General features: G+C 45.9%; 27 protein-coding genes and 1 pseudogene. 8 read left to right on the top strand and 20 right to left on the bottom strand.

The window, feature by feature from the left end; all coding sequences use genetic code 11:
• Window positions 1–40: 40 nt before the first annotated feature.
• Entirely contained in the window at window positions 41–577 is a 537-nt protein-coding gene (gene yyaC / locus C0Q44_RS10240; RefSeq protein WP_105407144.1) for a spore protease YyaC, read from the bottom strand.
• A gap of 177 nt (window positions 578–754) precedes the next feature.
• Between yyaC and C0Q44_RS10235 the strand changes: the two genes are divergently transcribed.
• The gene (locus C0Q44_RS10235) at window positions 755–979 is read left to right on the top strand and encodes a DUF1128 domain-containing protein (RefSeq protein WP_105407143.1); all 225 of its coding nucleotides are present in this window, start codon (window positions 755–757) and stop codon (window positions 977–979) included.
• Window positions 980–1227: 248 nt separating this feature from the next.
• Here the strand turns inward: C0Q44_RS10235 and C0Q44_RS10230 are convergent, their stop codons facing one another.
• Together C0Q44_RS10230 and C0Q44_RS10225 are read right to left on the bottom strand one after the other, a co-directional pair.
• Window positions 1228–1953 (bottom strand): pirin family protein, encoded by a 726-nt coding sequence (locus C0Q44_RS10230; RefSeq protein WP_105407142.1) that lies wholly within the window; start codon window positions 1951–1953, stop codon window positions 1228–1230.
• Window positions 1954–2091: 138 nt separating this feature from the next.
• Complete coding sequence (locus tag C0Q44_RS10225; protein WP_105407141.1) at window positions 2092–3111, bottom strand: asparaginase; 1020 nt, start codon at window positions 3109–3111, stop codon at window positions 2092–2094.
• Window positions 3112–3289: 178 nt separating this feature from the next.
• Between C0Q44_RS10225 and C0Q44_RS10220 the strand changes: the two genes are divergently transcribed.
• The 4 genes from C0Q44_RS10220 (at window position 3290) to C0Q44_RS10205 (ending at window position 5302) form a co-directional block, all read left to right on the top strand.
• Complete coding sequence (locus C0Q44_RS10220; RefSeq protein WP_105407140.1) at window positions 3290–3991, top strand: phosphatase PAP2 family protein; 702 nt, start codon at window positions 3290–3292, stop codon at window positions 3989–3991.
• A 134-nt stretch (window positions 3992–4125) separates the two neighbouring features.
• Entirely contained in the window at window positions 4126–4383 is a 258-nt protein-coding gene (locus C0Q44_RS10215; protein ID WP_105407139.1) for a GlsB/YeaQ/YmgE family stress response membrane protein, read from the top strand.
• A gap of 65 nt (window positions 4384–4448) precedes the next feature.
• Window positions 4449–4856, top strand: coding sequence for a YtxH domain-containing protein (locus C0Q44_RS10210; protein WP_105407138.1), 408 nt, complete (start codon window positions 4449–4451; stop codon window positions 4854–4856).
• 80 nt (window positions 4857–4936) lie between these two features.
• Window positions 4937–5302, top strand: a complete 366-nt coding sequence (locus C0Q44_RS10205; protein WP_105407137.1) for a DUF5665 domain-containing protein — start codon at window positions 4937–4939, stop codon at window positions 5300–5302.
• 19 nt (window positions 5303–5321) lie between these two features.
• On the opposite strand, the gene C0Q44_RS10200 is transcribed toward C0Q44_RS10205, so the two are convergent.
• The 11 genes and pseudogenes from C0Q44_RS10200 to C0Q44_RS10150 all read right to left on the bottom strand — a co-directional run bounded on the left by C0Q44_RS10200 (window position 5322) and on the right by C0Q44_RS10150 (window position 17585).
• Window positions 5322–6374 (bottom strand): magnesium transporter CorA family protein, encoded by a 1053-nt coding sequence (locus C0Q44_RS10200; RefSeq protein WP_105407136.1) that lies wholly within the window; start codon window positions 6372–6374, stop codon window positions 5322–5324.
• A gap of 112 nt (window positions 6375–6486) precedes the next feature.
• Window positions 6487–7259, bottom strand: a pseudogene (locus C0Q44_RS10195) (sigma-70 family RNA polymerase sigma factor).
• Entirely contained in the window at window positions 7256–7708 is a 453-nt protein-coding gene (gene rsbW / locus C0Q44_RS10190) for an anti-sigma B factor RsbW (protein ID WP_105407134.1), read from the bottom strand. Before rsbW ends, C0Q44_RS10195 begins: the two are co-directional and overlap by 4 nt.
• Before the next feature lie 18 nt (window positions 7709–7726).
• A complete protein-coding gene (locus tag C0Q44_RS10185; protein WP_105407133.1) occupies window positions 7727–8065 on the bottom strand; it encodes an STAS domain-containing protein in 339 nt (112 codons plus the stop codon).
• Window positions 8066–8152: 87 nt separating this feature from the next.
• A complete protein-coding gene (locus C0Q44_RS10180) occupies window positions 8153–9829 on the bottom strand; it encodes a response regulator (protein ID WP_105407132.1) in 1677 nt (558 codons plus the stop codon).
• A 16-nt stretch (window positions 9830–9845) separates the two neighbouring features.
• A complete protein-coding gene (locus C0Q44_RS10175) occupies window positions 9846–10718 on the bottom strand; it encodes a CheR family methyltransferase (RefSeq protein ID WP_181150924.1) in 873 nt (290 codons plus the stop codon).
• A gap of 71 nt (window positions 10719–10789) precedes the next feature.
• Window positions 10790–14515: a response regulator gene (locus C0Q44_RS10170; RefSeq protein ID WP_105407131.1), complete on the bottom strand. Its 3726-nt coding sequence runs from the start codon at window positions 14513–14515 to the stop codon at window positions 10790–10792.
• On the bottom strand, window positions 14512–15681 hold the full coding sequence (locus tag C0Q44_RS10165) for a PP2C family protein-serine/threonine phosphatase (protein WP_105407130.1): 1170 nt from the start codon (window positions 15679–15681) through the stop codon (window positions 14512–14514). The genes C0Q44_RS10170 and C0Q44_RS10165 overlap by 4 nt, the downstream gene beginning before the upstream one ends.
• A 350-nt stretch (window positions 15682–16031) precedes the next feature.
• The gene (locus C0Q44_RS10160; protein WP_105407129.1) at window positions 16032–16376 is read right to left on the bottom strand and encodes a YflT domain-containing protein; all 345 of its coding nucleotides are present in this window, start codon (window positions 16374–16376) and stop codon (window positions 16032–16034) included.
• 95 nt (window positions 16377–16471) lie between these two features.
• On the bottom strand, window positions 16472–17008 hold the full coding sequence (locus C0Q44_RS10155) for a hypothetical protein (protein WP_105407128.1): 537 nt from the start codon (window positions 17006–17008) through the stop codon (window positions 16472–16474).
• A 67-nt stretch (window positions 17009–17075) separates the two neighbouring features.
• Window positions 17076–17585 carry a DUF948 domain-containing protein gene (locus C0Q44_RS10150; RefSeq protein WP_105407127.1) on the bottom strand — a complete coding sequence of 170 codons (510 nt, stop codon included), beginning with the start codon at window positions 17583–17585 and terminating at the stop codon, window positions 17076–17078.
• 221 nt (window positions 17586–17806) lie between these two features.
• On the opposite strand from C0Q44_RS10150, the gene C0Q44_RS10145 reads away from it, so the two are divergent.
• Window positions 17807–17971, top strand: a complete 165-nt coding sequence (locus C0Q44_RS10145; protein ID WP_105407126.1) for a DUF1328 domain-containing protein — start codon at window positions 17807–17809, stop codon at window positions 17969–17971.
• 365 nt (window positions 17972–18336) lie between these two features.
• Complete coding sequence (locus tag C0Q44_RS10140; protein ID WP_105407125.1) at window positions 18337–18840, top strand: hypothetical protein; 504 nt, start codon at window positions 18337–18339, stop codon at window positions 18838–18840.
• Window positions 18841–18931: 91 nt separating this feature from the next.
• On the opposite strand, the gene C0Q44_RS10135 is transcribed toward C0Q44_RS10140, so the two are convergent.
• Window positions 18932–19819 carry a cation diffusion facilitator family transporter gene (locus C0Q44_RS10135; RefSeq protein ID WP_105407124.1) on the bottom strand — a complete coding sequence of 296 codons (888 nt, stop codon included), beginning with the start codon at window positions 19817–19819 and terminating at the stop codon, window positions 18932–18934.
• Window positions 19820–20111: 292 nt separating this feature from the next.
• On the opposite strand from C0Q44_RS10135, the gene C0Q44_RS10130 reads away from it, so the two are divergent.
• The gene (locus tag C0Q44_RS10130; RefSeq protein WP_105407123.1) at window positions 20112–20300 is read left to right on the top strand and encodes a hypothetical protein; all 189 of its coding nucleotides are present in this window, start codon (window positions 20112–20114) and stop codon (window positions 20298–20300) included.
• Between the two features lie 114 nt (window positions 20301–20414).
• Here the strand turns inward: C0Q44_RS10130 and C0Q44_RS10125 are convergent, their stop codons facing one another.
• From C0Q44_RS10125 to C0Q44_RS10110, 5 genes are all read right to left on the bottom strand, one after another.
• Window positions 20415–22040, bottom strand: coding sequence for an ABC-F family ATP-binding cassette domain-containing protein (locus C0Q44_RS10125; protein ID WP_105407122.1), 1626 nt, complete (start codon window positions 22038–22040; stop codon window positions 20415–20417).
• Window positions 22041–22245: 205 nt separating this feature from the next.
• Entirely contained in the window at window positions 22246–23292 is a 1047-nt protein-coding gene (locus tag C0Q44_RS10120) for an MBL fold metallo-hydrolase (protein WP_105407121.1), read from the bottom strand.
• A gap of 70 nt (window positions 23293–23362) precedes the next feature.
• The gene (locus C0Q44_RS30120) at window positions 23363–23518 is read right to left on the bottom strand and encodes a hypothetical protein (RefSeq protein ID WP_181150988.1); all 156 of its coding nucleotides are present in this window, start codon (window positions 23516–23518) and stop codon (window positions 23363–23365) included.
• An 8-nt stretch (window positions 23519–23526) separates the two neighbouring features.
• On the bottom strand, window positions 23527–24561 hold the full coding sequence (locus tag C0Q44_RS10115; RefSeq protein ID WP_105407120.1) for a cytochrome d ubiquinol oxidase subunit II: 1035 nt from the start codon (window positions 24559–24561) through the stop codon (window positions 23527–23529).
• Entirely contained in the window at window positions 24558–25904 is a 1347-nt protein-coding gene (locus tag C0Q44_RS10110; RefSeq protein ID WP_105407119.1) for a cytochrome ubiquinol oxidase subunit I, read from the bottom strand. The genes C0Q44_RS10115 and C0Q44_RS10110 overlap by 4 nt, the downstream gene beginning before the upstream one ends.
• Between the last annotated feature and the right edge of the window lie 189 nt (window positions 25905–26093).

The raw sequence follows: 26093 nt of genomic DNA, 5'->3' as shown, positions 1-26093 counted from the left end.
CGAATTAATAATTCAGGTTGTATATTATTAAGCCTGCATCTCATGAATGAAACGTTTGTCTCCATTTCCATGCTTCAATTGCCGCGTCAGCAAGCGTTCGTGACATGCCCATAACCAAGTGAAGCGAGGTCATCTGTAAAATGGAATAAGGCCTTGGCCCATTGGCATTGACCACAGCTGCTACACTGTATTGTCCGACAGGAGGCAGATTGCCTCCAACGGATTGAGCCGGAATGAGGGGGTCATTCGAGAGATAGTATGTACCTACGGCATTCTTGGGACCCAGACACGCATCAATCGCAATGATGGCATGGTGTGTCGGAACAATTGCCAATTTCTTCTCCAGCGTATCTGCATCACAGGGGAACGCTAGTGTCCCGATCACGTTCTCCATTCCGTTCTCTTGCAACAGGCTTCCTGTCATCGGGCCCAAGGCATCTCCGGTGGAACGATCGGTACCAATACAGACCAACGTAATTTCATCAGGAGAATGGAGTTGAACGATGTTTTTGAAGAACTCCACCAACTGATCCCCGGACACGCCTTTACGGACTTCCCTTCCTTGATGGCGAACCATTCCTCGCTTATACACCGCCAGCTATATCCCCTCCAGTACATTCAGGTCTTCATTGACCCTGTTATTGTATCCATCATTGTAACCGATGCTTCATTCCCCCGCAAAAGCATTGGCCCGAGCCCTTCCAATCATGATACAATAACAAGAGTTTCCGATACGGAAGGGATGAACTTAACGATGGATTTAACACAAGCAACTGCAGCCAATATGGAATATATGGTTGAAGCGATCAAAACCAAACTTCGGATGGCAAGCGGTGCCGCCATGCAAGCTTCAGGATTCCCGCTTGAGAAATATGAAGATTTGTATGACTTGTATGAAATGATTACGGGCAAGGAACATCTCAGTATCTCTGAAGTGGAAGCTGTCGCTTCGGAACTGGGAAAACTTCGCAAGTCTTAGTGGAGTATGGCACAACCAATCTATCTAAAAATAAAGTAAAGGGGCTATCTCAAAAGCCCTTAAAAAGAACATGGATGAAAAACCATAACATCCACGCATGAAAAAGGGACGAAGCAGAGATTCATTCTGCCTTGTCCCTTTCGTGTTTTGTTGTTGAAATTTTCGGATGAAATAGCGTCGCTGAGATTCGTTACATTTCTAACCTCTGCAAAATCACTAAATATGTTTGTATGTCATGTCAATATCCTTTAAGGCAGGTCAACCAGAACCAATTCGGCTGGTTCGCTGCCAGTGCTCGTGATTTGCAGATCACAGCTTTTGCGAATCCGTGCAGCATCACCTGGTTTAAGGTTGAAGTTACCCTCTGAACATTGGATCTCAAGATGACCACTGATCAGAAATAGATGTGTACGTCGATCTTCATGCTGTGGGTACATCAACTTTTTCCCCGATTCCAGCTGGGACAGATAGCAGGTTACATCCTGAGCAATCGTTAATGCTCCCTCAGCACCTTCACCTTCTTGTCCCGATACAATCGGACATAAACGATTCACATGCTCCTGTGCGTCTACCCTTCGACTCATATAGGAAGGTTTCAGCATACGCTGAGATGGCAAAAACCACATCTGGAGGAAGCGTACCGGTTCATCCGTTGAAGGATTGGTCTCGGAATGCTCTACTCCCGTACCTGCACTCATCACCTGAACTGTGCCCGGTTCAAGTAATTGTTCTGTTCCCATACTGTCTGTATGCTTGAGTGTACCTGATATGACATAACTAACGATTTCAAGATCATGATGTGGATGTTTCTTAAAGCCTTCTTGCGGCATCAGCGTGTTGTCATTATGAGCCAGCAGACAGCCAAAATGGGCATTGCTTGGATCATCATAATCCGCAAAGGAAAAGCTGAATTCACTGTGTATCCAACCTCGATCCGACGTGTGCCTTTCTTCCGATGTCACTACTTTAATCATGTTCATCCACCTCCAAGGGTTTAGAACAGCCACTTACCGCGGCAGTCCATGCGTGTATATGAATTGTATAGATCAATACCAGTTGGTATGTCATCTTTACCCGTGGTCCGGCAACTCTAATCACGCCCCTTATTAAGGTTATACGCTATCTTCAAGTGAGTGCAAAAGGAACTCACTATCGGTATGGCCCACAAGGGTACCCGCGTCATTTCGGATGTCCGAAGGGAAGATTTCAGCCAATCGTGCAATGGTTCTTTCATTGGAATAACCAATCTGTTTCAGGATGGATTGGGTAATGGTGGCCCACTCTTCCTCGGAACCATCAAGTACCTTAAAGGTGATTCCCAGACGTTCTTTTTTCAGAGCAAACCCGAATACGCCCTTAAACCCACCTTTGGCCACAATGTTATCATCTTCCAGCAGCACGGAATCGACACGATGTGTTCCACCTACCATCAATGGATATTCGTTCATGGCCGATGTAATGGTCTCCACTGCTATTCGCGTGGAAGGATCGGCAATAAGATCCGGACAAGCGAGCTTCAGATATGCATTTGACAATGCGGACAACGGCAAAGAAAATACCGGAAAGCCGCAACCATCCGTCCCAAGCTCAATCTCTTTCTCCTCAATACCTGCCAGATCGGCAAAGGTTGCGAGAATTTCACGTTGCACCGGGTGATCTGGCTCAGCGTAACTACCCAGATCAACATGCTTCATCTGGCTGTACCCCAGAATTCCCAGATGCTTGCCAGAGCAGTTGTGCATAATACGGCGTTTCTCCCCTTGCGCCCGCAACCATTCATTTCGGCTTTCTTCATGAAGCGGATAGCTGGGAGCACAGATCAGGCACTCTTCCCCTAATCCGATCTTGCCGGATAACCGCTCCAGCACCCAGATATGTTCAGGTTCTGAACGATGCGAAGAGGACATGATCGCAATCTCCTGTGCTGTGAGGCCATAGTGAGTGGCCATCCCTGCCCGGATACCTGGAATAGCTTGAAAAGGTTTGGCAGATGAGCGGGTGAACGCCCGAAAATGAGGATCGCCAGCCGAGTATACAATTCGACCAGTCTCATCCGTAATACTTATGTGTCCGTAGTGGGCGCATTCCATAACGCCTGCACGGTATTCTTTAATTAATAAGGCACTCTCCATGCGAGTTCTCTCCTTTATGCTCCCGAATTCATCTCTGCTTTGCGTCACGACGCCGCATGGGATATCTTAAATAGTATAGTACAAAAACGACGTTTTTACAGTTTTTTCGACAGCTACTTCGGGTATATCTTGATCAATCTATATTCACCTACTACGACTACTGAAGGAGAACCTCATTATGCCGCGCAAAACGGTTCCGCCCTACTCATCTGGTTCAATGTCCAGCATCTCGTTACGTCCACTGCTCCACTGGGGTTTGGCAGGCATAACCATTAGCGCTTCACTTGTATTCATTCTTGCAGGTCTTGGTGCCTGGTTGGGTGCTGATTATATTATTCGTCTGGATGATCGGATTCAGCAAATATTTTATCTAAACTCGGATTCACGTCTTCACCTGTTACCCTACACTGCTTTCATTACGGCACTGGGCTCATTCAAAATCTCTGCAATGGCTGCAGGAGGTTTTGCTCTTCTTTTCTTCATGCAAAGCAGTTCAAGATTTGTTATATATGGATATGCGATCTCAGGAAGTTTTGCCATGATGTGGATTCTAAATACGTTATTGAAAGAATTCTTCAGACGCAGCAGGCCTGAGTTGGATCATCTACTGGTGGTTCACGGGTACAGCTTCCCCAGCGGGCATGCGATGATCTCCATGGGCTTCTACGGGATGCTCTTTGTGATCTGGGCTATTGAACAACAGAGACATGACTCCTTCGGTTGGTGCCTCCCTGTTCTATGCGGTATCGGTTATATTGGTTTGATCGGTCTCAGCCGCATCATGCTCGGCGTTCATTATCCTACAGATGTATTTACGGGATTTGCTGCCGGGCTCGCATGGATCATCTGCATGATTAAAGGCATTGCACGAACCCGTTGAAGAACGTCTCCCTCTAATTTCCAGTTCATTCATCCTCATCTTTGTTGTTTCACAGGCCTGCTCGGCGTTTAAATACGAAGTAAGCAAACGCGAACAGACAACATCCTACATCAAGTTTAGAGGAGGCGGTTGTTATGTGGGGCATTATTATCAGCATTGTGATGGCAATTATCATCGGTTTGATCGGAAATGCACTTGCCGGTCATAACATGCCTGGAGGCGTGATTGGTGCGATGATTGCCGGATTTGCCGGAGCCTGGCTGGGAGCACTTTTGCTTGGTAACTGGGGACCCGTTATCGGTAACTTTGCTATCATACCCGCTATCATTGGAACAGCGCTCTTTGTTTTCTTGCTGGGGCTTGTGTCCAGACTGCTAAGACAGGCTGCCTGATTCGGGCAACACGGTGTTCGTTGTTTCGTATTTGTTTCTTAAATTTGAAGAAGGAGTGATTAGACATGAATAAAGCAGAAGAACAATATCCTGTACAGACGGGTTCGACTTTCGCCAAAGGAATTTTTATCGGGGGTTTGCTGGGAGCAGCTGCAGCATTACTCTTTGCTCCTAAACCGGGACGTGAATTGCGCGGTGATCTTTCCGAGAAAGTAGGTATGGTTACTGACCGCACGAAAGAAGTTGCAACGGTTGTAGGAGACAAAGCCTCCGAATTGGCTAAAACGGTCTCTTCCAAAACTTCGGATATTGCGAAAACCGTAAATCAAGGCCGTAACGATGTTATGGAATCTGTGAGAAAAGCGTCTGCGGATGTTGCTAACGAAGCATCCCGTGCATCCGAAGAAGTGGCTGCCGCTTCCGTAGAAGCGAAGGAAGATGCACGTAAAGAACTGAACTCGACTAGCCTGTAAGGCTATGTAGATCGAGTAACCAATAGCCAGCTGCATTCTAGCTGGCTATTTTTTATCCAATGCGAATGGGGGAAGAGATCATGAGTAAAGTTACAATCAACGGTAATACTCCAATTACGGGAGGAACACCGGCACAACAGTATGATACCAGCGAGCACCCTTTTGAGTTACGTCATGAGGTAAAGCGACTGAACACTCGTCTGGATCAGATTGCAGATAGTCTCGAGAGGGCACAGATTAAGGATATTATCGAGAATTATAGCAGTCCCAAAAAACGGATTATTACCAACTTCACCGCAGGTATGGCCAGAGGTCTTGGCTTAACCGTAGGTACCTTTGTTGTCCTGGGTTTGCTGGCATTCATTCTTAGTCAATTCGTCAACATGCCGATTATAGGCCAATATATCGCTGACTTGCTTGGGTATATTCAAGATTACAAAAAATAGGATGGATCAGCAGAGCGGGTCAAGTCTTTCGCTTCTCCGTAGCTCCGCTGCTCTGTTTACCTTCGACAGAAGACTGTGATGATTTCACTTTCAGCAGATCCCCTGTCCAGCCTTTCATCATCAGCCATACATACATGCTGATCATGCTTATGATAATGAGTACAAGAACCAGTACAACTCCCCATGGATTGTCGATAAAGGGCAGGTTCTCAAAGTTCATCCCCCATATCGCTCCAGCGGCCGTGGCGGGAATAAACACAGCGGTAACGATGGTCAGCGTCTTCATAATCTCATTACCGCGTACGCCTGAGATCGCATTATCAATGGAGATTAACGTGTCGATCTCCTTCTCATAGTGGCTGAACAAACGCTCCATTCGCTCTACTCGATGTTGAAGTTGCTGGAAGAAGCGATTATCTTTTATTTCATCAAGATAAGCCTCATGGGCAGCTGCCATCAGCTCCGAGTATGGGATAAACAGATTGCTCCAGTACAACAATTCAAAGCGGGCGGCGAGAATCTGGTCCATCAGGGTGCGTGCATTACGCGACTCCATCTTCCGTTCCAGATCACGCAGGTTCATCTCAAAGTGATCCATACCCACATGGTAGTAATGTAGGACGGCTCGAAAAAGCACAAACATTCCATCCTTAGCTTCGCTGCATTTCTGTAACATCTGGCTGCGCTCGTCCGTATTCATAATATCTCTTGTGTTGTTATCCATATTCAATGTAACCAGGTTGTGCCGGTCGACATAGAAGAACATTTGATTGTCTTTACGTTTGTCAGCTTTTTCATTCTTGATCGCATACAGCAATGACCCAAATATAACGGGCTCCGTACCATTAATGAAGCGGACAGAGAGATAATTGGACTCGACTTCCGGTATTTTATTCAACCAGTACTGCATGTCTGGAAAGGCTCCCGTCAATTCTTTCAGTGCGTCGGTTATACTCTCCTGGTCAGGTGCAACCCAATCCCACCACTGCCAATCTTCTGAATAAACCACTTTATCTCGGCGAGCTTCCAGCTTAACTTTATTCACATCCACAATATCCACTCCTGTATTCATGGTTCATTACATATGACCGTTCTCCATGATTTCAAAAAAGGACACGTATGTATTCCAGTGGAATCACGTGTCCTTCATTATGATGTACTTAATAATATCAAGTTTTCATTTTTCATAACATTGAAGCATTTGACATGATCTGCTTCAATTTCTCTGTAGCTCGTTTCTGAATCCGAGATACACTCATCTGTGAAACACCAAGCTTCTGGGCAATTGCCCGTTGAGATTGGCCATCTTGGAATGCTAGAATAAGTACCTTCTGCTCTTGTTCCTTCAATTGTCCCAATGCCTGTTGCAAGTCCATCCGTTTTTCGACCGAATCGAAGTCATTTACATCCGCACTGATCAGTTCACCCAATGTCGCTGCACTGTCATCCTGAGATAAAGGAGAGTCCAGTGACACATAGTGGTAACATTCGCGACCAGCCAAGATTTCAATAGTCTCTTCTGGAGTCAAATCAAGGTATTCAGCAATCTCGTTCACACCAGGTGAGCGCTCCAGTTTCACGGTTAACTCATCAATGGCATGCTGCACAAGTGCTCCCTTTTCCTTAATCCTCCGGGGCACCTGAATATACCAAGACTTGTCTCTCAAATAGTTCTTCATATGACCGATCATACTCTTCATGGCATAAGGTTCGAATGGGATACCTAAGCTGATATCGTATTGCTTGAGCAATCGAATCAGAGCCATCTGCCCGGTCTGATACAAATCCTCATACAGATCGGGTCGATTCCTAGCAATTTTACCTGCCGCCATCTTCACCATCGGTTCATATTTGCGGATAAGCACTGTTGCAATTTCATTATCTAGGGTCTGCTGGTATTCCCAGATCAAACCTATAGCTTCAGACATGGACTCTGGGGAGTCACTTTTTCACTCATACTTTCTCCTCACTTCTTGCAAGACGTTTTACGAGTACTACCTTCGTACCTTTGCCCGTCTCACTTTCCACACTGACATCGTCCATTAGAGCTTGCATCAGGTAGAACCCAAGACCGCCAATCTGTGCTTCTGTCAGTTCTTTGTCGTGAAGACCGGAACGTGTCACAGCAGGATTCATATTCTCAAAGCTGGCACCTTCATCTTTGACCGTAATGCACAATGTTTCGCCCTCTACTTCAAATATTACTTCAACCATGCCGCCTTCGTGTGAGTAGGCATACAGTACAGAATTATTACAAGCCTCGGATACAGCCACTTTCATATCCTCAATATCTTCATAAGAGAATCCCATTTTGGATGCAACCCCATAAAGATTGAGCCTTACAATATCAACGTAATCAGCTGTCGCCGGTAAATTCAGGGTGACTCTTTGAACTTCTGCATTCATTCCTTTTTCGATCCTTTCCTATTGGGAATTCTTCTGTGTGACAAAGAATTTAGCTATACCCGTCATATCAAAAAGTTTCTGGATTTGCGCAGGAACTTCCTGTACTTCAAAGCGAGCTTCCATTCCATGTCTTGCCTTTAGAACAGATAACAGGATACCAATCCCTGTACTATCAATGTACTTCAATTCTTTCATGTTAATGAAAAGGTCCTGTTCCTTGTTGTCCACGAGTGGCTCCATCACCAAACGGAAGTCAGGAGCAACCGACAAATCCAGTTCGCCAGTCAGATATACCGTGCACACGCCGTCAAGTGTTTCAGTTCTTGCATTGAATTTTTCATTTTTATTTGTATTCATTAGACATCTCTCTCCTGATCAATGGTTTCATTACCTAATAACCCAATTTAAGCATGATTGAAACAGAAAGCGGGTTTGGTATATATTTCAATTCGCATGATTCATGGCAGATGGGCCTGAGTTCAACATTTGACGTTGTTTTTGAAATTGGGCAATTTTCTGTTTGACACTGCCCATTTTGACCGGTTTACTAATATAATCATCCATGCCTGCGGCAGTACAGCGCTGCTGAATACCTTCCATAACGTTAGCTGTCATCGCTATAATGATCGGCTGACTTGGTGAGAGTAGACCCTCTCGAATCCGCCGTGTACACTCCAGACCATCCATAACAGGCATCTGCAGATCCATGAACACATAATCATAGGGATAATGACTGCCGAGCACCATGTCCAGGGCACTCTGCCCGTCTTCAGCTATGTCTGAGTGCAAACCAAGCTTACTTAGCATGATCGCCATCAACTTCTGGTTAATCGGATGATCATCCACAATTAATACCGTGGGATATTTATTCTCATTCTTCACATCCGTCAGTTTCTCTTCCCTGTCCCCCTGAACCAGTTCAGTTTCCACATAACGTTTCGCCTGAATCGTAAATACAAATGTCGCTCCACGTTGCTCCGTTGTATCCAGATAGATCTGTCCACCCATCATTTCGACCAGATTCTTGCATATCGCCAGACCCAAGCCAGTTCCACCGTACTTGCGTGTCATGGACGTATCCAGCTGTGAAAATGGCTGAAACAGGCGGTCCACTTTGTCCAACGCAATACCAATCCCTGTGTCCTTAACAGCAAACTCCAATGCCATTCGTCCGCCCTTTTCCTCATGGACAGACACAATCAGATATACCCCGCCTTGGTCGGTGAACTTAATCGCATTAGCGATCAGATTCAAGAGAACTTGACGTAGCCTGGTCATATCTCCATAAATCAATTCAGGGACGGAATCTTCCAAAAAATAATCCAGTTCCAGATTCTTTTTGCCTGCTTCTGCAGCGAACAATCCCAGCACTTCCCGAATACAGGAGACGAGTTCAAACGGATGCTCTTCCAGCTCCATTTTGCCGGATTCCATCTTGGTAAAATCAAGAATATCGTTGATCACCGTGACAAGTGCATCCGCACTTCGACGAACAATGTCCGCGTACTCCTTCTGATCTTCTTTCAGTTCCGTTTCCATCAGCAGATCCACCATACCGATGACTCCGTTCATCGGTGTACGAATCTCATGGCTCATCATTGCCAAGAACTCCGTCTTTGCATTGGCTGCGATCTCTGCCTCTTCCTTGGCCTGAATAAGCTGTTGATTCATCTTCTCCAGTTCCTGCGTCTTCTGATGGAGCAGCATGGTTTGCGTTTTCAAACGTTTATTCGTGATATACATCTCCACAAAGCCCTCAATTTTGGATTTCAAAATCTGAGGAATAAAGGGTTTGACCATGTAATCAATGGCACCAGCTGAATAGCCGGCAAACAAATGCTCAGCTTCTCTGCTGTTGGCAGAAATAAATATAATCGGTACATCTTTGGACTTGTCCCGTGCCTTAATTAACTTTGCTGTCTCAATTCCGTCCATCCCAGGCATCTGCACATCAAGTACAATAACCGCAAATTCGTCTTTCAGCAGACAACGGAGTGCCTCTTCTCCGGAAGTCGCCTTGACGAGTTTATATTGTTCTGATTCAAGAACTGCTTCGAGAGCAAGCAAGTTCTCAGGGCGGTCATCTACCAATAATATGTGGATTGGTTCATTGAGCCCCATAGCTAAGCTTAACCCCCTATTTCATTTTCCGGTATATTTTTTCGGTCCGGTCTAACGGCTCATAGGAATCACTGAATTCTGTGAAATGTATCGATTCTTTAGACCCCAGAACAAGTATACCGAAGTGACTCAGGCTCTCATGAAAAAGCCCATGTACATGGTTCCGTAGTTCATCATTGAAATAAATCATTACGTTGCGGCAAAAGATAACATTAAACTCATTAAATGACCGATCTGTTGCCAGATTGTGCTCGGCGAATATGATGTTCTTCCTGAGATAAGGATGAAATATCACCGAATTATATTTTGCTGTATAGTACTCGGAGAAGGCTCTGGTACCCCCTGCCTCCAAATAATTTGTAGTAAACAGTTTCATTTTCTCAATACCGTAGACGCCTTCCTTGGCTTGTTGCAATGAGCGATCATTCATATCTGTTGCGTAGATTCTTGCCTTGTCATACAGCCCTTCCTCATGCAACATGATGGCCATGGAATAGACTTCCTCCCCCGTGGAGCAACCCGCATGCCATATTCGGATATACGGATAGGTTCTCAGGATTGGTATAATCTGTTCCCGAAACATCCGGAAAAGCGAGGGATCTCGGAACATTTCCGTTACAGGGATAGACAAGTTCTGTACAAAACGTTCAAACGCGGAACGGTCATGAAGAACTCGCTCCTGCAAGCCGGATATACTCTTCACACCCTCGGCATGTGCATGATGCCAGATTCGCCGTTTCAAGGATGGCAGTGCATAGTTTCTAAAATCATATCCATATAAACGGTGCATGCCTTCCAACAGCAACTCAATCTCAATCAGTTCGCGCTCTTCATCTTGCGGCATACGAACCAATTCTGCCCCCGTCTCGGTAGGTTCCCACGGTGTCATAAATTCTCTCCACTTCATCATTTGTTACTTGCGTATTCGTTGTATTGTCTTTCATTACCCAAACAATGAGCTTACGAATACAGCCATACGCGCATTAATGATAACAATTGATCGGTTTGGATCGGTTTTTTCACATAATCCGATGCTCCGGCCTCAATACATTTGCCTCGATCCTCTTTCATTGCTTTAGCTGTAAGGGCAATAATCGGCAACTTTTCAAACTGCGGTATCTGTCTGATTCGTGTCATCGCTTCATAACCGTCCATCTCAGGCATCATCATGTCCATTAGTACCAGATCAATTTCCGGGTTTTTGTCCAGAATCTCCAGAGCCTCACGGCCATTCTCTGCAAACGTTACATCCATGCGATAGCCTTCAAGGACACTTGAAAGGGCAAATACATTACGAATATCGTCATCGACAAGCAATATTTTCTTGCCTTCGAATAACGTCTCCTTGTTGTGTAGTTTCTGTAAAATTCGCCGCTTGTCTTCAGGCAAATTGGCTTCCACCCGATGCAGGAACAATGTGGTTTCATCCAGCAAACGTTCCGGTGACTTCACATCCTTGATAATGATAGATTCCGCATATTTACGCAGCTTCATCTCTTCCTTGGAATCCAGTTCTTTGCCTGTATAGATTATAATCGGCAGATCGTTCAGATATTCGTCATCCCGAATCTGGTCGAGCAACTCGAACCCGGTCATATCCGTTAACATCAGATCCAATACCATGCAGTCATAACGCTGGCTGTGTAATTCATTCAGCGCCTCACTACCTGTAGATACAGCCGTGATTGCAACATCGTCATGACCAATCAATTCAATGATTGCTTTACGCTGATTCTCATCATCTTCCACAATCAACAATCGTTTCAACTGATTCTCGGTATAGGATTCGATATGTGAGAAAGCTTTATCCAGTGAATCCTTGCTGGAAGGTTTTTTCAGGTAAGCAATGGCGCCCATCATCAAACCTTGCTTCATATCATCAACTACCGAAATCACATGTACAGGGATGTGGCGTGTTACCGAACTGCTCTTCAGCTCGCCCAGAATGGTCCAACCGTCCATAACCGGCAATTGTATATCCAGGATGATGGCATCCGGCAGATATTGACGTGCCATTTCAAGCCCTTTGTCACCTTGAAGGGAAACAAGTGCTTTGAAACCTCTGCTTCTCGCCATATCCATCAGAATATGTGCAAAGTTCACATCATCCTCAATAATGAGAAGGATTTTGTCACCTTCAATAAGGCTCTCCATATCATCTTCGAACTGGGTGACTTGTGGAGAATTTGTAGGTGATATATCCCTCACAAGATTCTGTTCCGGATCAGGCGAGAGTATGGTTTGATGACTCGAAAGCATGGTCCGTGTCTCTGTTGCCTGTTCATAGAGTCCCTCCGAAGATACAGCCGCTTCTCTCGAAGCTTCTTCCTTCGCCAAAGCTTCCTCTCCATGATTATCCGGCAGGAACAACGTGAAGTTGCTGCCTTCCCCTTCGGATGATTCTACCTGTATTGCACCACCAAGCAATCGTGCCAGTTCCCGGCTGATGGATAAGCCCAGACCCGTTCCGCCATATTTTCGACTCGTTGTCCCGTCCACTTGCTGGAACGCTTCAAAGATCAGATCTGTTTTGTCCGATGGAATACCAATGCCTGTATCCTTCACTGTGAATCCGAGATATTCCTGATTGGTATTCATGTATCCCGGCAGTTCTTCCGGTTTCATCCGCCGTCCAATCAGACTAACAGAACCACGATTGGTGAACTTGAATGCATTCGATAACAGATTCCGCAAAATTTGTTTGATGCGATGACTGTCGGTGTATACCCATTCCGGTAAATCACTGTCGAACTCGATGTTCAAGTTAAGCTCTTTTTTATTCGCCATCGGGCCAAAGTTTTGTTTAACAAAGCTAGTCAGTTCTTCCATTCGAACCGTCTCATAATTGATATCCATCTTACCTGCATCCACTTTGGACAGATCCAGAATCTCATCAATCATTTTCAGCAGATCCGCACCCGACATATAGATGGTTTGCGCATATTCCTGCTGCTTGTCACTCAGATTCCCACCTTTGTTCTCCGACAATAACTGGGACAGAATGAGCAGACTGTTCAGCGGTGTACGAAGTTCATGCGACATATTCGCCAAAAATTCAGATTTGTACTTGCTTGTCATCGACAGCTGCATTGCTTGCTGTTCCAACTGTGTCTTCGTTTTCTCAATTTCGTCATTCTTCTCTTCGACTTCGCGTACCTGCTCTTCAAGCGCCCGTGTCTTGGTAATCAATTCGGTGTTGAAATGCTCCAGTTCTTCCTGCTGTCGCTGCAACAATTCCTCGGAACGTTTAAGTGCGTGTGTCTGATCCTCCAAATTCTCATTGGAACGACGAAGTTCTTCTTGCTGTGTCTGTAACTCTTCGGATTGAACCTGAAGCTCCTCTGTCAGTGCCTGGGATTCGCGAAGCAGTTCCTCCACGCGCAAACGGCGTCGAACATTATTAAGAATAACTCCCAGGTTCATGATCAGCTGACTAAACAGTTGTCTATGCAGTTCATTGAAACCTTCAAAGGAAGCTAGCTCCACCACACCAATCAGCTCATCTTCAAACACGACAGGATAGATCATAATACCCGCAGCTCGTGTAGAACCTGAAGCTGAACCAATATGCACGTAATCCTGAGGTGTATTCTCCAGAATAATCGGCGTCATATCCAGTGCAGCCTGACCAATCAAGCCTTCACCGATGCGATACATTTCTTTGCCGACGTCTTCGTTCTCTTCAAAGGCATACGCTCCGTAACGTCTCAGTTCGTCTGGATGTTTCTCCTCATCAATCAGATACACAACGCCTAACTGTGCTCCAAGTACAGGTGTGAACTCACTGATAAACATCTGTGAAATCTGACGAATGGACCCGATTCCTCGAAGCAATTCCGGGACTCTTGCGATATTGGAACTCATCCAGTTCTGATCCTGCTGAGCTTGTACATAAGCCTTCTCGACCTTTAGTTTCTCTTCCAGATCGTTGGACACATCTTTGAACACATTAGCGATCTGCCCAATCTCATCCGTGGACTTGATCTGAATGCGTCGAATGGTCCGGTAACGGCCTTGGCCAAAACTGGTGATCATCATGGATACGGTATTCAGACCACGAGTAATACTTGGTAATACCCACAAGATGACACCCAGTGCAAGTAGCAATCCGGCAATCATAATGCTTATCGTAATCTGCACTGCTCTTGTATATGCTGCGTTAGCATCCTTGATCTCGCTATCAATCTCCTGGTCCTGATAACGGGAAAGGGCATTCAGACTATCCACTGCTTCTTTTTGTACCACGAGTCCGGTTGAATTACGGTAGTTATTCGCATCTTCCACCCGGTTTTGGGACATCAGGCTAATCTGTCTCGTGGCATAAGTGGTATAGGCATTCCACGCCTCATTCACCCGATCTACCAGCTGATGTTCAGGCGCGCTGTCTGCCCGATTTCTCACTTCTTGGAGGTTAAGGTCACCCCGATCCTTCATCGCCTTCAGGTCCCCATCTGCTGCACCAGTAGAATTACCTGGATTCAACAACAAGTTAGCCAGCACTTTGGCGATATCATTCACTTCTCCCCGTGCAGCAGAGGTGAACCTTACTTTGAGATAACGATCCTGATACATCTGATCGATCTGTTGATTGCTGCTGTTCAGCCGCTCATAACTCACAAACGTGAGTACGATCAAAATGGCCATCAACGAGGTAAAGCCAATCAGTAATTTATTCCTGATCTTCATTCAGCTTCCGCCCCTTTATCCAAAGTAATCCAGACCAGGCATTTATCATCATCCCGCTCTTGCTGAATTTCATCGTCAAAAAACAGAGCCTGCATAGCAGCTTCATTCCATTGATGTGAGCCGGTTAATTGGTCTTTGAGGAATCCAAGCTGTTCATCCGGCCCGCCTTGGACAGCTTCCAGCAATCCATCCGTATAGAGCACAATATGTCCGTCACCCTCGTAATGGATCGTTTGAGGCTCAATGTCCATCTTGTCAAACAAACCTACAGGACAGCACACGCTGTCAAATGTAGTCATACTGCCGTCGTTTCGGAAAAATAACGCCGGCGGATGCCCTGCATTAACATAATCAATGCGCTTCATGCGTGTATCGACAACCATATAGATGGCTGTGAAATAGTATTGTACCAGCTGTTTCCCCAGATGTAGCTGATTAAAGCGACGGTTCAGTTCCTGAATAACCTTCTCTGGATCAACATACGTAGTCACCGTATCTTTCAGCACCGAGGCGATAAACATCGTAAACAGGGATGAAGATATACCATGTCCCATCATATCCAGCAACAATACCCCGTAACGTCCTTCACCCAGCGGATACCATGAGTACAGATCACCTGCAAGCTCAAATGAAGGTTTATATATGGCGTGCACTTGAAACAACGGGTCCCGAAGCGCTGGACTTAATACCGCATTCTGAACCATCGCTGCAAGCTTCAGCTCATCTTGAATACGTTGATCGCGTTCCTTATGCCAATCTTTCTCCTGTTTCAAACGAAGCGCGAGTCGAATTCTGGCCATCAATTCGACTTTATTAATGGGTTTGGTTACGTAATCGGATGCACCTGCATCCAATGCTTCGGCAAGTTTCTTGGAATCGCCGATCGCTGTCACCATTATAATCGGAATATCTTTCAGATTTTCGAATTTCTGCACGATACTGCAGGCTTCGATACCATCCATCTCCGGCATCATCATATCTAGCAAAATCAGGTCAATATCCGACGGCTTGGGACGAAGTTCATGGTTTTCCTCTCCGATTCCCAAAACTTCAAACATTTCCATGGCTGAACTTGCCGTTACAATGTCACGATAGTTTTCTTTTTTCAGAATTTCTCGAATGATAATGACATTCGTCGGATTGTCGTCAACAATAAGTATTCTCATTTCTATCTCCTTATCTGTGGCGTCCGGGTTTGTCGATTCTTATCAGGTCATCTAGCAACCTTAATTATACAAATTTTGCATACAAAACGGCAGTAGACATAATAATTCCTAGTATAACTATAATCTCAAAAGTGCAAAACTTCTATCAGTAGATGGCACCATTGCAGGGGAATTGCCCCGCTTTTTACCCTGTTTTTGCAGCGTTCTGATCCCGCTTCCAAACTTGCAAAAACATAGATAAGGAATGGGGCTTTCCCCATTCCTTATCTATGTTTTTGATGAAGCATTTTGCTGGGTAATATAGAGAAGCTTGTCCATGTTCAGCAAGCTTGAGCTTGCAACGATATGAATTAGTCTTTCCTTTTAGCAATAACAAGTACTTTACCTTTATCCAGTTCACTCTCGTAGAACTCGGCTTCGGCTTCGGTAAAGCCCATCGAAACAATTTTGGCCCGGAGTTCGTCACCACGTGAGCGGAACAGATTCGCCATGGAATCAAATATGCCTTCTTCTTTGATACCAATTTCTTTGGCATCTGCCGTCTCAGCAATTCGGTCCGTACGATCCTTCTCATGCGCAAGAACAAAGATATGATCAGCAAGGTATCCGGTAATCTGCAATTCTTTCACCGCTTCTACCGCCTGGACTCCGTTTTCTACCACTTTTGCATAAGCTTGCTCATTGGTTGAATTCATCGTTTCCACTCTCCTCTGATTTATCTTCTATATCGAGCTACATTTAATATATAACCATACTATATGGGTTTGAAACGACTCTCTGCTAACCAATCCTAGGAAACCGTTTCATCAAAAAGATCAATGCCTTCAATCTGACGAGAGCCTGACTTCATATATACCTTCAGCGCATGATCTCCACGAAGAAACACTTCTCCGTCCTCAGCTACATAATAAGGTTCGCCGAGAGCTTGGTGGATCGACTCAATATCCATCTCGATTCTCTCTCCGTTTAATATCAAGTCATTCTCGGATGCATCGATATGCACATAATGTATGGCACCCGTATCCACACACACACCCACCTTCACATCACGAAAATGAAATTCAGGACACCCCAGATAAGGATCTTCCTGTTTATGAACCGGCTGGCCCTTCTTAGTCGACAACTCGCTCATGGTATCATCCAGGGAAATGCCATTCAGAGTCCGAAAATGCTGGAAAGTCTCGGAATGATCAACAGCCAGAGTCACCTCTGACGCCTTCTCTTCCATTGCCGTCCATTGCATATCATGAGCAGCAGGTACCGCTGCCGGTTGAACGGAAAAGGGAGAAATTACGCTAAACATCGTCACTAGCAATAGTTTCATCATGATTCTCACCCTTTCATCAAGTTCATCACCGCTCTGAAGGCTTCTTATGGATTACAAAGCGGTCATGTTATTTGCGCATCCGTTGCCATACATTCGCTGCAACATCAACATACTTCATCCAATTTCCTCCGCCCTTAGCTCCATCCTTATATGTAGCTTCGTAGGATTGTAGGGTACGGTCCGTTGGTGTTGCAGGTGGTGCCGTTACATGAACGCTTTCAGATGGTTTGGTCTGTTCAGCATGGTTTCGTTTGGTCTGAAATTTGGCCATCAGCGTAGTGGATACTTGTTTGGCTGCTGCCGTCACTTCATTCAACACTTCTCCCAGATTCTCAACGGATTCCATCACAGGATCAATTTTTTTCATCTTCTGCTGCACGTCAACGGTAATGTCATTGGCATGCCTTACCGTCTGCTTCACTTCATAACTAAGTTCATCAATCGTCTTCTGGACCTCTTGTAATGTCGTTGAGACATTGTCCAGTGAACTCTGAGCAGATTTCAAGGTACGAATCAAAAAGAAAACAAGTACTGCAAATGCTACTGCAATAAGGGCCACGCTAATTTGATAGATCATAGAAGAACCTCACTTTCCGTATATGCATCAATTTCGTTATGGCTATAGTTACCCGAGCATTTCCCTGACGAAACAATAAAACATATCCCTTCATATATGCCCGCGGTTTGAAAAAAACACCATGTTTCAACACGATAAGCCCCGGTTAAAGTTAGACTACACAGGGCGGTGAGGTGAAAACACTTCACTGCACAATTCAGAAATTGAAAGGATGAATACTCATGTTGAAATGGTCTGTATTATTTCTAATTATTGCACTGGTAGCAGGTATTTTTGGATTCTTCGGTATTGTTGAGGCAGCAGCTTCAATTGCCAAAGTACTCTTCTTCCTCTTCGTTGTACTGTTCGTAATCTCCCTCATTACGGGACGTAGCCGAATGCGATAACTCGCTGTACCGAATAAACATTAACGGATACATACAAAAGCCGATCGTGCTACCAAGCCGATTGGCTTTTGTGCGTTCAGGCACAAGCCAACTTTTCTATATTATGTATTGCACTCCCTCCTGCTTTATTCCAATTCGCTCTCCCACTGAATCCATAAAAACAGGACTTTTTTTAGATAGCCAACCCGATTATATCCCACCGAAGTATGATATTTACAGGCCTGCTATATACCCACATATGCGCCAGTTGACACTGGAGAATGCAAGAAAATATTGTTATAATTTGTGATTCATAAGGTAGCTCGCTTGGTTACTTTTAACACAGGACAACAAATTACATACCTAAAACCGAGGAGGAAATACAAATGAAAAAAATCGTAAGTTTTGCTGCTGCTTTAACGTTGATGGGTTCGATGGCTGCCGCTGCAGGTGCTGAGGAAGCGGTTACTGGAACGGTGACTCCAGAAACAGGAACTGAGGCTACAACGACAACAACTCCAGCTGTTGAAGTGAACAAACCTGTCGTAGAGACTGTAGAAGGTACTGCTGAGACTGTAACAGGTACAACAGTAGACACTACAGGTACAGAAGGCACTTCAACTACGACTGAAACTCCAGCGACTACAGATGACAAAATGTTTGAAGAACCGCTTGTAAAACCAGGTGATGAAGTACTGGTACCGACAATGTTATTGAACCTTCTGGAGCGCACTTGGTTCTATGATGCGCCTAACGGTAAACCAATTGGTGCACTGGGTTCCCAAATTATCGATACAACTGGTGAAGTGGTAGACGGATTCGATGGCGGCGAATGGGTACAGGTATACACTTGGAAAGGCAAAGCGTGGATTCACGTTGCCATTCAATAATATCGTATAATCGTTCTACCGATAAGTAAAGAGGACAGCGCGCATAATCGCGGCTGTCCTCTTTACTTATTCCAACATGTTCACTCCCTGTTCAAGAGTTTCCAGAGACCTCTTCCATCTTCGGTTCCACATGTACATGAACATGCAAGATGTTATGTGATCGCTTTAACCGCTCTTCCACTCTGTCACAGATCTGATGGCCTTCAATCAGGCTCAGCCCTCCGTCCACTTCAATCACCACATCCACAAGTACATGACTGCCATGCACACGTGCCTTTACATCCTTGATCATCTCAACGCCGGGAACCCGAGCCACGGAGGATCTGAGATCCGTCAATTCTTTCTGATCAAATCCATCGGTAAGACGATGTGTAGAATCCCGGAAGATCTCCCAAGCTGTCTTACAGATCAATACACCTACAGCGATAGCAGCTACTTTATCCAGCCAGGGAAGTCCAAATTGCGCACCTATGATTCCAACTGCTGCTCCTATGCTGACCCAAGCATCGGAGCGATTATCTTTTGCCGCAGCCATCAAGGCCTGACTGTTAATTTGTTTCGCCAGACGGAAATTATAGCGGTATACACCCAGCATCACCACAGCACAGACTACAGCAACCGCTGCCGCCCACAGATTAGGTGCAGTAAAGGCTCCTTCATACCATGAACGAACGGCTTCAACCAACACTTGCAACCCAACCATGGCCATAATAAATGAAGCCACCAGAGCTGCTACGGTTTCCGCTCTGAAATGCCCGTAAGCATGATCGGAATCAGGAGGCTTCTGTGAAATTCGAAGTCCAATCAACACAGCAACGGATGCCACAATATCCGTCAGGTTATTAAAACCATCCGCCAGCAACGCGCTGGAAGCAAATACATATCCACAGATGAGCTTAAAGGCAGACAAGACGAGATAGGCTATGATACTAACCCAAGCCCCTCGCTCCCCTTTTCGTATTTCTTCATAAGCGTTCAAACCGGGCGACACTCCTTTTTACGTTTCGTATTACGGTTTTTCCATGTTACCAAATGCGGAGCGTGTGGGTCTACAGAAACAGTGTTGCCAGGCTGCATTGCTGTAGGCAAGCCGAAACAAAGTTGCCAGAAGGCAGGGCTGTGGGTAATGAGAAAGAATGTTGGCCCGGGTAAAACTCCATGGATTTGAGCATTTTATCAGGTTGCCCTTGTGGGGCTTTTGTAAAACGTATAAAATGAATACATCCCGTCCAATCTGGACGGCTTACTGTAAGACCGGGAGGGAAATAACGATGAGCGAAAATAACGAACCGAAAAAGGTCAGTTTGCAGGATGCTATACGCGAGAAGCTGGCGCAAAAGAAAGAACAAGCAAATTCCGGTAACCAATCCAGCGCCTACTTTGAAGGCGGACCTAAAGCAATGAAGAGTCAAAACAACAAGAAGCCTAACAACCAACGTCGCCGTACTGGCGGATCTTAGGTTCAAGGTAGCAGAGACACCTAATGGAACACCAAAAGAACCGCAAGCCCTGTGAAGAAGGCTTGCGGTTCTTTTGTGTCTATATCCATAACGTGCCCGTAGATGATGCTTGGTTTAAGCCTCTACCGGATACATTTTATTGCGCAGTTCTTTAATTTCATCACTTTCCAGATATTCGTCATAGCTCATTTGGCGATCGATGATGCCTGTTGGCGTAATTTCGATAATCCGGTTAGCAATCGTTTGGATGAACTGATGGTCATGGGATGTAAACAGCATTGTGCCGTCAAAGTCAATCATACCGTTGTTCAGTGCTGTGATGGATTCAAGATCCAAGTGGTTCGTTGGCTCATCCAGAATCAGTGCGTTTGCACCTGTCTGCATCATTTTTGCGAGCATACAACGAACCTTCTCTCCCCCGGAGAGTACGCTAGCCTTCTTCTGGGACTCCTCACCGGAGAACAGCATACGGCCCAAGAATCCACGCAGATACGTTTCATCCTGATCTTTCGAATATTGACGGAGCCAATCCACGAGAGTCATGTCTACACCCTCAAAATACTGAGAGTTGTCTTTCGGGAAATAAGCCTGAGTCGTCGTTACGCCCCAAGTATATTCGCCGCTGTCTGCTTCGGTTTCACCCATAAGAATATCAAATAACAGTGATTTGGCATTTCCGTTCGGACCAACAAATGCAATTTTGTCACCTTTGTTCACCACAAAGTTCACATCATTTAACATTTTCACACCATCGATGGATTTGTCAATACGATCTACCGTCAGCAATTGTTTACCTGCTTCACGTTCAGGCTTGAAGTTGATAAACGGGTATTTACGGTTGGATGGACGAAGGTCATCCAATGTGATTTTGTCGAGTGTTTTCTTCCGGGAAGTCGCCTGTTTGGACTTCGAAGCGTTCGCAGAGAAACGTTGAATAAAGGCTTGCAGCTCTTTAATCTTCTCTTCTTTTTTCTTGTTGGCATCCCGCTGCAGAGCAAGTGCCAATTGGCTGGACTCATACCAGAAGTCATAGTTACCTACGTACATCTGGATTTTACCGAAGTCAATATCTGCGATATGCGTACATACCTTGTTCAGGAAGTGACGGTCATGGGATACGACAATAACGGTACCTTCATAATCCATCAGGAAGTTCTCCAGCCATTGAATGGATTCGAGATCCAAGTGGTTGGTAGGCTCATCGAGCAACAGGTTGTTTGGACGGCCAAACAACGCTTGTGCCAGCAATACACGGACTTTTTCGTTTCCGCTCAGCTCTATCATTTTTTTGTCATGCATGTCACGAACAATGCCAAGACCGATCAGGAGCGCCGCTGCATCTGGTTCAGCATCCCAGCCGTTCTGCTCAGCGAATTCCCCTTCAAGCTCACCTGCACGCAAACCGTCTTCTTCTGTAAAGTCTGCCTTCGCATACAAAGCATCCTTCTCTTTCATGATGGAATACAGACGAGCGTGACCCATAATGACCGTTTCGAGAACCGGATACTCATCATATTCAAAGTGGTTTTGCTTCAAAACGGCCATACGTTCGCCCGGGGTGATGTGCACCTCTCCCGAGTTGGCTTCAATCTCACCAGACAAAATTTTCAAGAATGTTGATTTGCCGGCTCCGTTGGCGCCGATCAGGCCGTAACAGTTCCCTGGCGTAAATTTGATATTTACATCTTCAAAAAGTGCACGTTTTCCGTAGCGGAGCGTGATGCCGCTTGTACTAATCATTAAGCATACCATCCTTTATTGGTTAATCTGCATACAGCATGAACTAAAATCATGGATTCAATATCCCGATGCCTATTCTGGCACCATATTATAACACAAAAAAACGGCAAATTCGAAAATTGGCCGCTTTTTACTTATTAACAATTTGATAAATGTACTGTTCATGCAGGCATATCCCTACATTAACATATTTGACTTGGTTTTGTTAGTCCTGTTTACCTTTCTCGTGCCGGATACGAAGCGTTTCGCCATGACCAAGCACCCGAATCCGCTCTTTGCCAATGCCTAAACGTTCACGTTCGACTTCCAGCCGATCCAGTGCTTCCTTGGGTGTATCATCCGCCAGCTTGAATGTGCCGTAATGCATGGGCACCATGAGCTGGGAACCGGATTCAACGAATCCCTGCAGCGCTTCTTCAGGTGTCACATGCTGGGAAGTCATGAACCACTCCGGGTCGTAGGCACCGATGGGCATCAAGGTCACCCCGATGTCAAAGCGCTCTCCAATGGTTTTGAACCCCTGGAAGTATCCTGTATCCCCCACAAAATACAACACAGGCGGACCGCTTGATGACTCGGATGCTTCATTCTTCCGGGATTCCGTGGATGATCCATCCTTATCGCTCGTGGTTGCAGCACTTTCTGCTGCCGAAGTCGTCACCGAATGATTCGTTTCCAGCACGTAACCGCCCCAATGGGACGTATTGGTATCGAACAACGTTCGGCGCGTCCAGTGCTGCGCAGGGACAAAGGTTATTTTGACGCCACCCAGTGTCATATGATCCCACCACTTCATCTCTTGGCATCGATGGAATCCTTTACGAATCATCTTGCGCTTCAGACCATCGGGTACAATCAGCAACGTCTTGGCGGTAATCAGCTTACGCAAGGAAGCCAAATGTAGATGGTCGTAGTGGGAATGGGATATCAGAATGATATCCAAAGGTGGAATATCCTGAATCGGAATGCCGGGGGCACCGAGCCTTCGTTGAAATCCCATTTTTTCGGCCCACACCGGGTCAGTCACGATGTTCAAACCATAGTATTGAATGAAAAACGTGGAGTGACCGATCCAGGTAATACTGGTATCATCCCGATTGGCATGCAGATAGTCCAGTTCAGGCGGGTGTTTGGGCACGGTGTAGGAATAGTCCTTCACTTTGCTGCGCCGCTGTTCCCTCCATTGCTTGAATTCCTTCAGCGTTTTGTCCGTACTTACATTATCAATATTGTTATAACGGATTTTCGGCATGAAAGGGCCCTCCTCCCTTCCTATTTCTTAACAACAGATTACCCCAAATGGGAATAGACGTACCAGCGAATCAATCCTTAGGATTTTTGCACACCGCCAGATATACAAACAGAAACGCTATGGCAGCCATAATAATCAGGGGTGGGGCGTACATGATGGTAAATGTCTCAAAAAAACTCAATCCGGTTATACCGGGTATTCCCGTGACTCCCTCAGTAGGGACCATGAACGGACTCATCCTTTCTTTTTACCAGAATTACCGCGCACATAGTTGGCATCAAACAGGAACAGCTTCATAATCAGCACCAGTGAAGGAATGAGCACAAGCAACCCCAGACTGAACGCCGTAATAAGCGCGATTCCCATCGTGCGATTCGTAAAGCTGTCGTAAATATTAATATAGGGATACAGGATATACGGAAGATGGGAACGCCCATAACCGTACCAGGCAAAGGCAAACTGAAGCATGACAGCAATAAAGCACCAGCCCAGATATCTACGTTTCCACACCAGTGATAGCGCAATAACAAAAAAAACAAATGAAGCAATGAACATCCATGAGATATTCACCATCTGCTCAAAGTGTGCGGGATTCTGTTTGTTAATCTGCAGAAAGGCCAGAAAACTCGCAAAAATGGTGGGCAAGCTCCAGAGCAGCGCATACTCCCGGAGCACTTCAAATGCCGGCTCATCCCCTGCTCGCTTGGCATAGTAGGATAGAAACATCGCGGAGATATATAGCACACTGACCAGTGCAAGCAACACAACCGACCAGGTATAGGGATTCGTCAAAAATTCACGCCAGCGAAAGAACACCTGATCGCCCACCTGCTCAATAATCCCGCCTTCGGATATCGCCAAAATGGTGGAGAACACTGCGGGAATCAGCAATCCCGTCGCTCCATACAGTGCCATGTAGATCCGGCTGTTCTGCCCATGATTTCCATAGGTATTATAGGCATAGTACACGCCCCTGATTGCCAGCAGCACAATCGCCAGAGAACCCGGAACCAACAAAGCCGTCCCATAATAAAAGGCGCTGTCCGGATAAAATCCGACCAGCCCGACCACAAAAAAGATCAGGAACACATTGGTCACTTCCCATACGGGGGACAGGTAACGCTGAATGATGTTATGAATCTTGTTCTCGTGTCCGGTCAATATGCTGTAAAAGCTGAAAAAACCAGCGCCAAAATCAATCGAAGCGACGATCAGATATCCGAACAAAAACGTCCACAATATCGCAATACCTACAATTTCGAAACTCAATGCACGATCCCTCCTTCAAGCCCCAGGGAGTCCAGTTCCTTCTCCGCTTCCTTGTTACGGAACAGCTTGCTGAGTACCCGAATACACGAGAAACACAGGATTAGATACAGCAAGATGAACAACACCAGCATCCAGCCCACCGAGGTTGAGGTTGTTGCAGCTTCCGATACCTTCATGTATCCACGCAAGATCCAGGGTTGCCTGCCCACCTCGGCGAACATCCAGCCCAGCTCGATCGCAATCATGGCGAGCGGGCCGAGGAAAACAATGCCGAGCAGTAACCATTTCGGATAAGGTATGCGTCCCGGCAACCAGCGCCGGAATACATATAGCACAGGGATCAGCAAGATGATAACTCCGGTTGTGACCTTCAGATCGAACATGTAATGAATGGACAACGGTGGCCTCAGATCGGCCGGAAATTCTTCGAGCCCCTTCACTTCGGTATCTGGACGATTCCCCGCCAAAATGCTAAGGGCATATGGAATCTCAATGGCGTATTTCACCTCATTGTTCTCATCCAGAATACCGCCATAGACGAGTGGTGCTTCCTTCATCGTTTTGAAGTGCCATTCAGCGGCTGCCAGCTTCTCCGGCTGGTACTTCGCCAGAAATTTACCGGAGGAGTCGCCGATCATGACGGTACTGATCGCAAATACAAGCGCAGACACCGTCGTAAGTTTGAGTGCTTTTTTGTAATACACATGGTCCCGTCCCCGGAGCAAACTAAATGCGGCTATACCCGCGAGGATACCTGCACTCAGGGTATATGATGAGGCGAGTACATGTGACACCTTGGTTGGCGTCGCCGGATTCAGCATGGCAGCAAGCGGATGAATGTCCTTCATGATGCCATTAATCAGGGTGAATCCCTGCGGCTGGTTCATGAAAGAATTCACCGTCGTAATGAAGATCGCGGAGGCGGATGATCCCAGCGCTACTGGAATCAGCAGCAGCATATGCGTATATTTCTTTTTGAAACGATCCCACGTGTAGAGGTAAATTCCCAGAAAGATCGCTTCTATGAAAAAGGCGAACGTCTCCATAAACAGTGGCAAGGCAATCGCCTGACCCGCTACGCGCATAAACATCGGCCACAGCAGACTGAGCTGTAATCCGATCGACGTGCCTGTAACGACGCCAACCGCAACGGTGATGACAAAACCTCGCGCCCACCTGCGTGCAAGCAGGGTGTAATGAATATCATTGGTTCGTAGCCCTCGCCACTCGGCCAAGGCAATCATGAGTGGAACACCTACACCAATAGAAGCAAAAATGATATGCACAAACAAGGTAAGACCGGTCAGTATCCGACTGAGCAGAACAGGGTCCAGGGATGACATGGTTACACTCCTCTTTCACATAATCGTTATGTACGACAGCAGACTACTCTGCTTGAACGTGTGTCTTAATAACTCATGATCCGGATGATACTTTTCACAACGGCATACAGCACAACCACTGCTGCGACCAGACAGACGATGATGAGCGTTTTCTCTTGTTTACGGAACATATACTGGCCGTCCTCCTTT

It is taken from the genome of Paenibacillus sp. PCH8, assembly GCF_002968835.1.
Lineage (GTDB): Bacteria > Bacillota > Bacilli > Paenibacillales > Paenibacillaceae > Paenibacillus.
Note: the sequence above shows the minus strand (reverse complement) of the source record. Positions and strands in the feature narration are given on the sequence as shown.

What these genes read in the sequence shown, in the direction of transcription:
- yyaC (WP_105407144.1), bottom strand. Translation starts at nt 577, where the DNA reads ATGGTTCGCCATCAAGGAAGGGAAGTCCGTAAAGGCGTGTCCGGGGAT.
- C0Q44_RS10235 (WP_105407143.1), top strand. Translation starts at nt 755, where the DNA reads ATGGATTTAACACAAGCAACTGCAGCCAATATGGAATATATGGTTGAA.
- C0Q44_RS10230 (WP_105407142.1), bottom strand. Translation starts at nt 1,953, where the DNA reads ATGATTAAAGTAGTGACATCGGAAGAAAGGCACACGTCGGATCGAGGT.
- C0Q44_RS10225 (WP_105407141.1), bottom strand. Translation starts at nt 3,111, where the DNA reads ATGGAGAGTGCCTTATTAATTAAAGAATACCGTGCAGGCGTTATGGAA.
- C0Q44_RS10220 (WP_105407140.1), top strand. Translation starts at nt 3,290, where the DNA reads ATGCCGCGCAAAACGGTTCCGCCCTACTCATCTGGTTCAATGTCCAGC.
- C0Q44_RS10215 (WP_105407139.1), top strand. Translation starts at nt 4,126, where the DNA reads ATGTGGGGCATTATTATCAGCATTGTGATGGCAATTATCATCGGTTTG.
- C0Q44_RS10210 (WP_105407138.1), top strand. Translation starts at nt 4,449, where the DNA reads ATGAATAAAGCAGAAGAACAATATCCTGTACAGACGGGTTCGACTTTC.
- C0Q44_RS10205 (WP_105407137.1), top strand. Translation starts at nt 4,937, where the DNA reads ATGAGTAAAGTTACAATCAACGGTAATACTCCAATTACGGGAGGAACA.
- C0Q44_RS10200 (WP_105407136.1), bottom strand. Translation starts at nt 6,374, where the DNA reads ATGAATACAGGAGTGGATATTGTGGATGTGAATAAAGTTAAGCTGGAA.
- rsbW (WP_105407134.1), bottom strand. Translation starts at nt 7,708, where the DNA reads ATGAATGCAGAAGTTCAAAGAGTCACCCTGAATTTACCGGCGACAGCT.
- C0Q44_RS10185 (WP_105407133.1), bottom strand. Translation starts at nt 8,065, where the DNA reads ATGAATACAAATAAAAATGAAAAATTCAATGCAAGAACTGAAACACTT.
- C0Q44_RS10180 (WP_105407132.1), bottom strand. Translation starts at nt 9,829, where the DNA reads ATGGGGCTCAATGAACCAATCCACATATTATTGGTAGATGACCGCCCT.
- C0Q44_RS10175 (WP_181150924.1), bottom strand. Translation starts at nt 10,718, where the DNA reads ATGACACCGTGGGAACCTACCGAGACGGGGGCAGAATTGGTTCGTATG.
- C0Q44_RS10170 (WP_105407131.1), bottom strand. Translation starts at nt 14,515, where the DNA reads ATGAAGATCAGGAATAAATTACTGATTGGCTTTACCTCGTTGATGGCC.
- C0Q44_RS10165 (WP_105407130.1), bottom strand. Translation starts at nt 15,681, where the DNA reads ATGAGAATACTTATTGTTGACGACAATCCGACGAATGTCATTATCATT.
- C0Q44_RS10160 (WP_105407129.1), bottom strand. Translation starts at nt 16,376, where the DNA reads ATGAATTCAACCAATGAGCAAGCTTATGCAAAAGTGGTAGAAAACGGA.
- C0Q44_RS10155 (WP_105407128.1), bottom strand. Translation starts at nt 17,008, where the DNA reads ATGATGAAACTATTGCTAGTGACGATGTTTAGCGTAATTTCTCCCTTT.
- C0Q44_RS10150 (WP_105407127.1), bottom strand. Translation starts at nt 17,585, where the DNA reads ATGATCTATCAAATTAGCGTGGCCCTTATTGCAGTAGCATTTGCAGTA.
- C0Q44_RS10145 (WP_105407126.1), top strand. Translation starts at nt 17,807, where the DNA reads ATGTTGAAATGGTCTGTATTATTTCTAATTATTGCACTGGTAGCAGGT.
- C0Q44_RS10140 (WP_105407125.1), top strand. Translation starts at nt 18,337, where the DNA reads ATGAAAAAAATCGTAAGTTTTGCTGCTGCTTTAACGTTGATGGGTTCG.
- C0Q44_RS10130 (WP_105407123.1), top strand. Translation starts at nt 20,112, where the DNA reads ATGAGCGAAAATAACGAACCGAAAAAGGTCAGTTTGCAGGATGCTATA.
- C0Q44_RS10125 (WP_105407122.1), bottom strand. Translation starts at nt 22,040, where the DNA reads ATGATTAGTACAAGCGGCATCACGCTCCGCTACGGAAAACGTGCACTT.
- C0Q44_RS10120 (WP_105407121.1), bottom strand. Translation starts at nt 23,292, where the DNA reads ATGCCGAAAATCCGTTATAACAATATTGATAATGTAAGTACGGACAAA.
- C0Q44_RS30120 (WP_181150988.1), bottom strand. Translation starts at nt 23,518, where the DNA reads ATGGTCCCTACTGAGGGAGTCACGGGAATACCCGGTATAACCGGATTG.
- C0Q44_RS10110 (WP_105407119.1), bottom strand. Translation starts at nt 25,904, where the DNA reads ATGTCATCCCTGGACCCTGTTCTGCTCAGTCGGATACTGACCGGTCTT.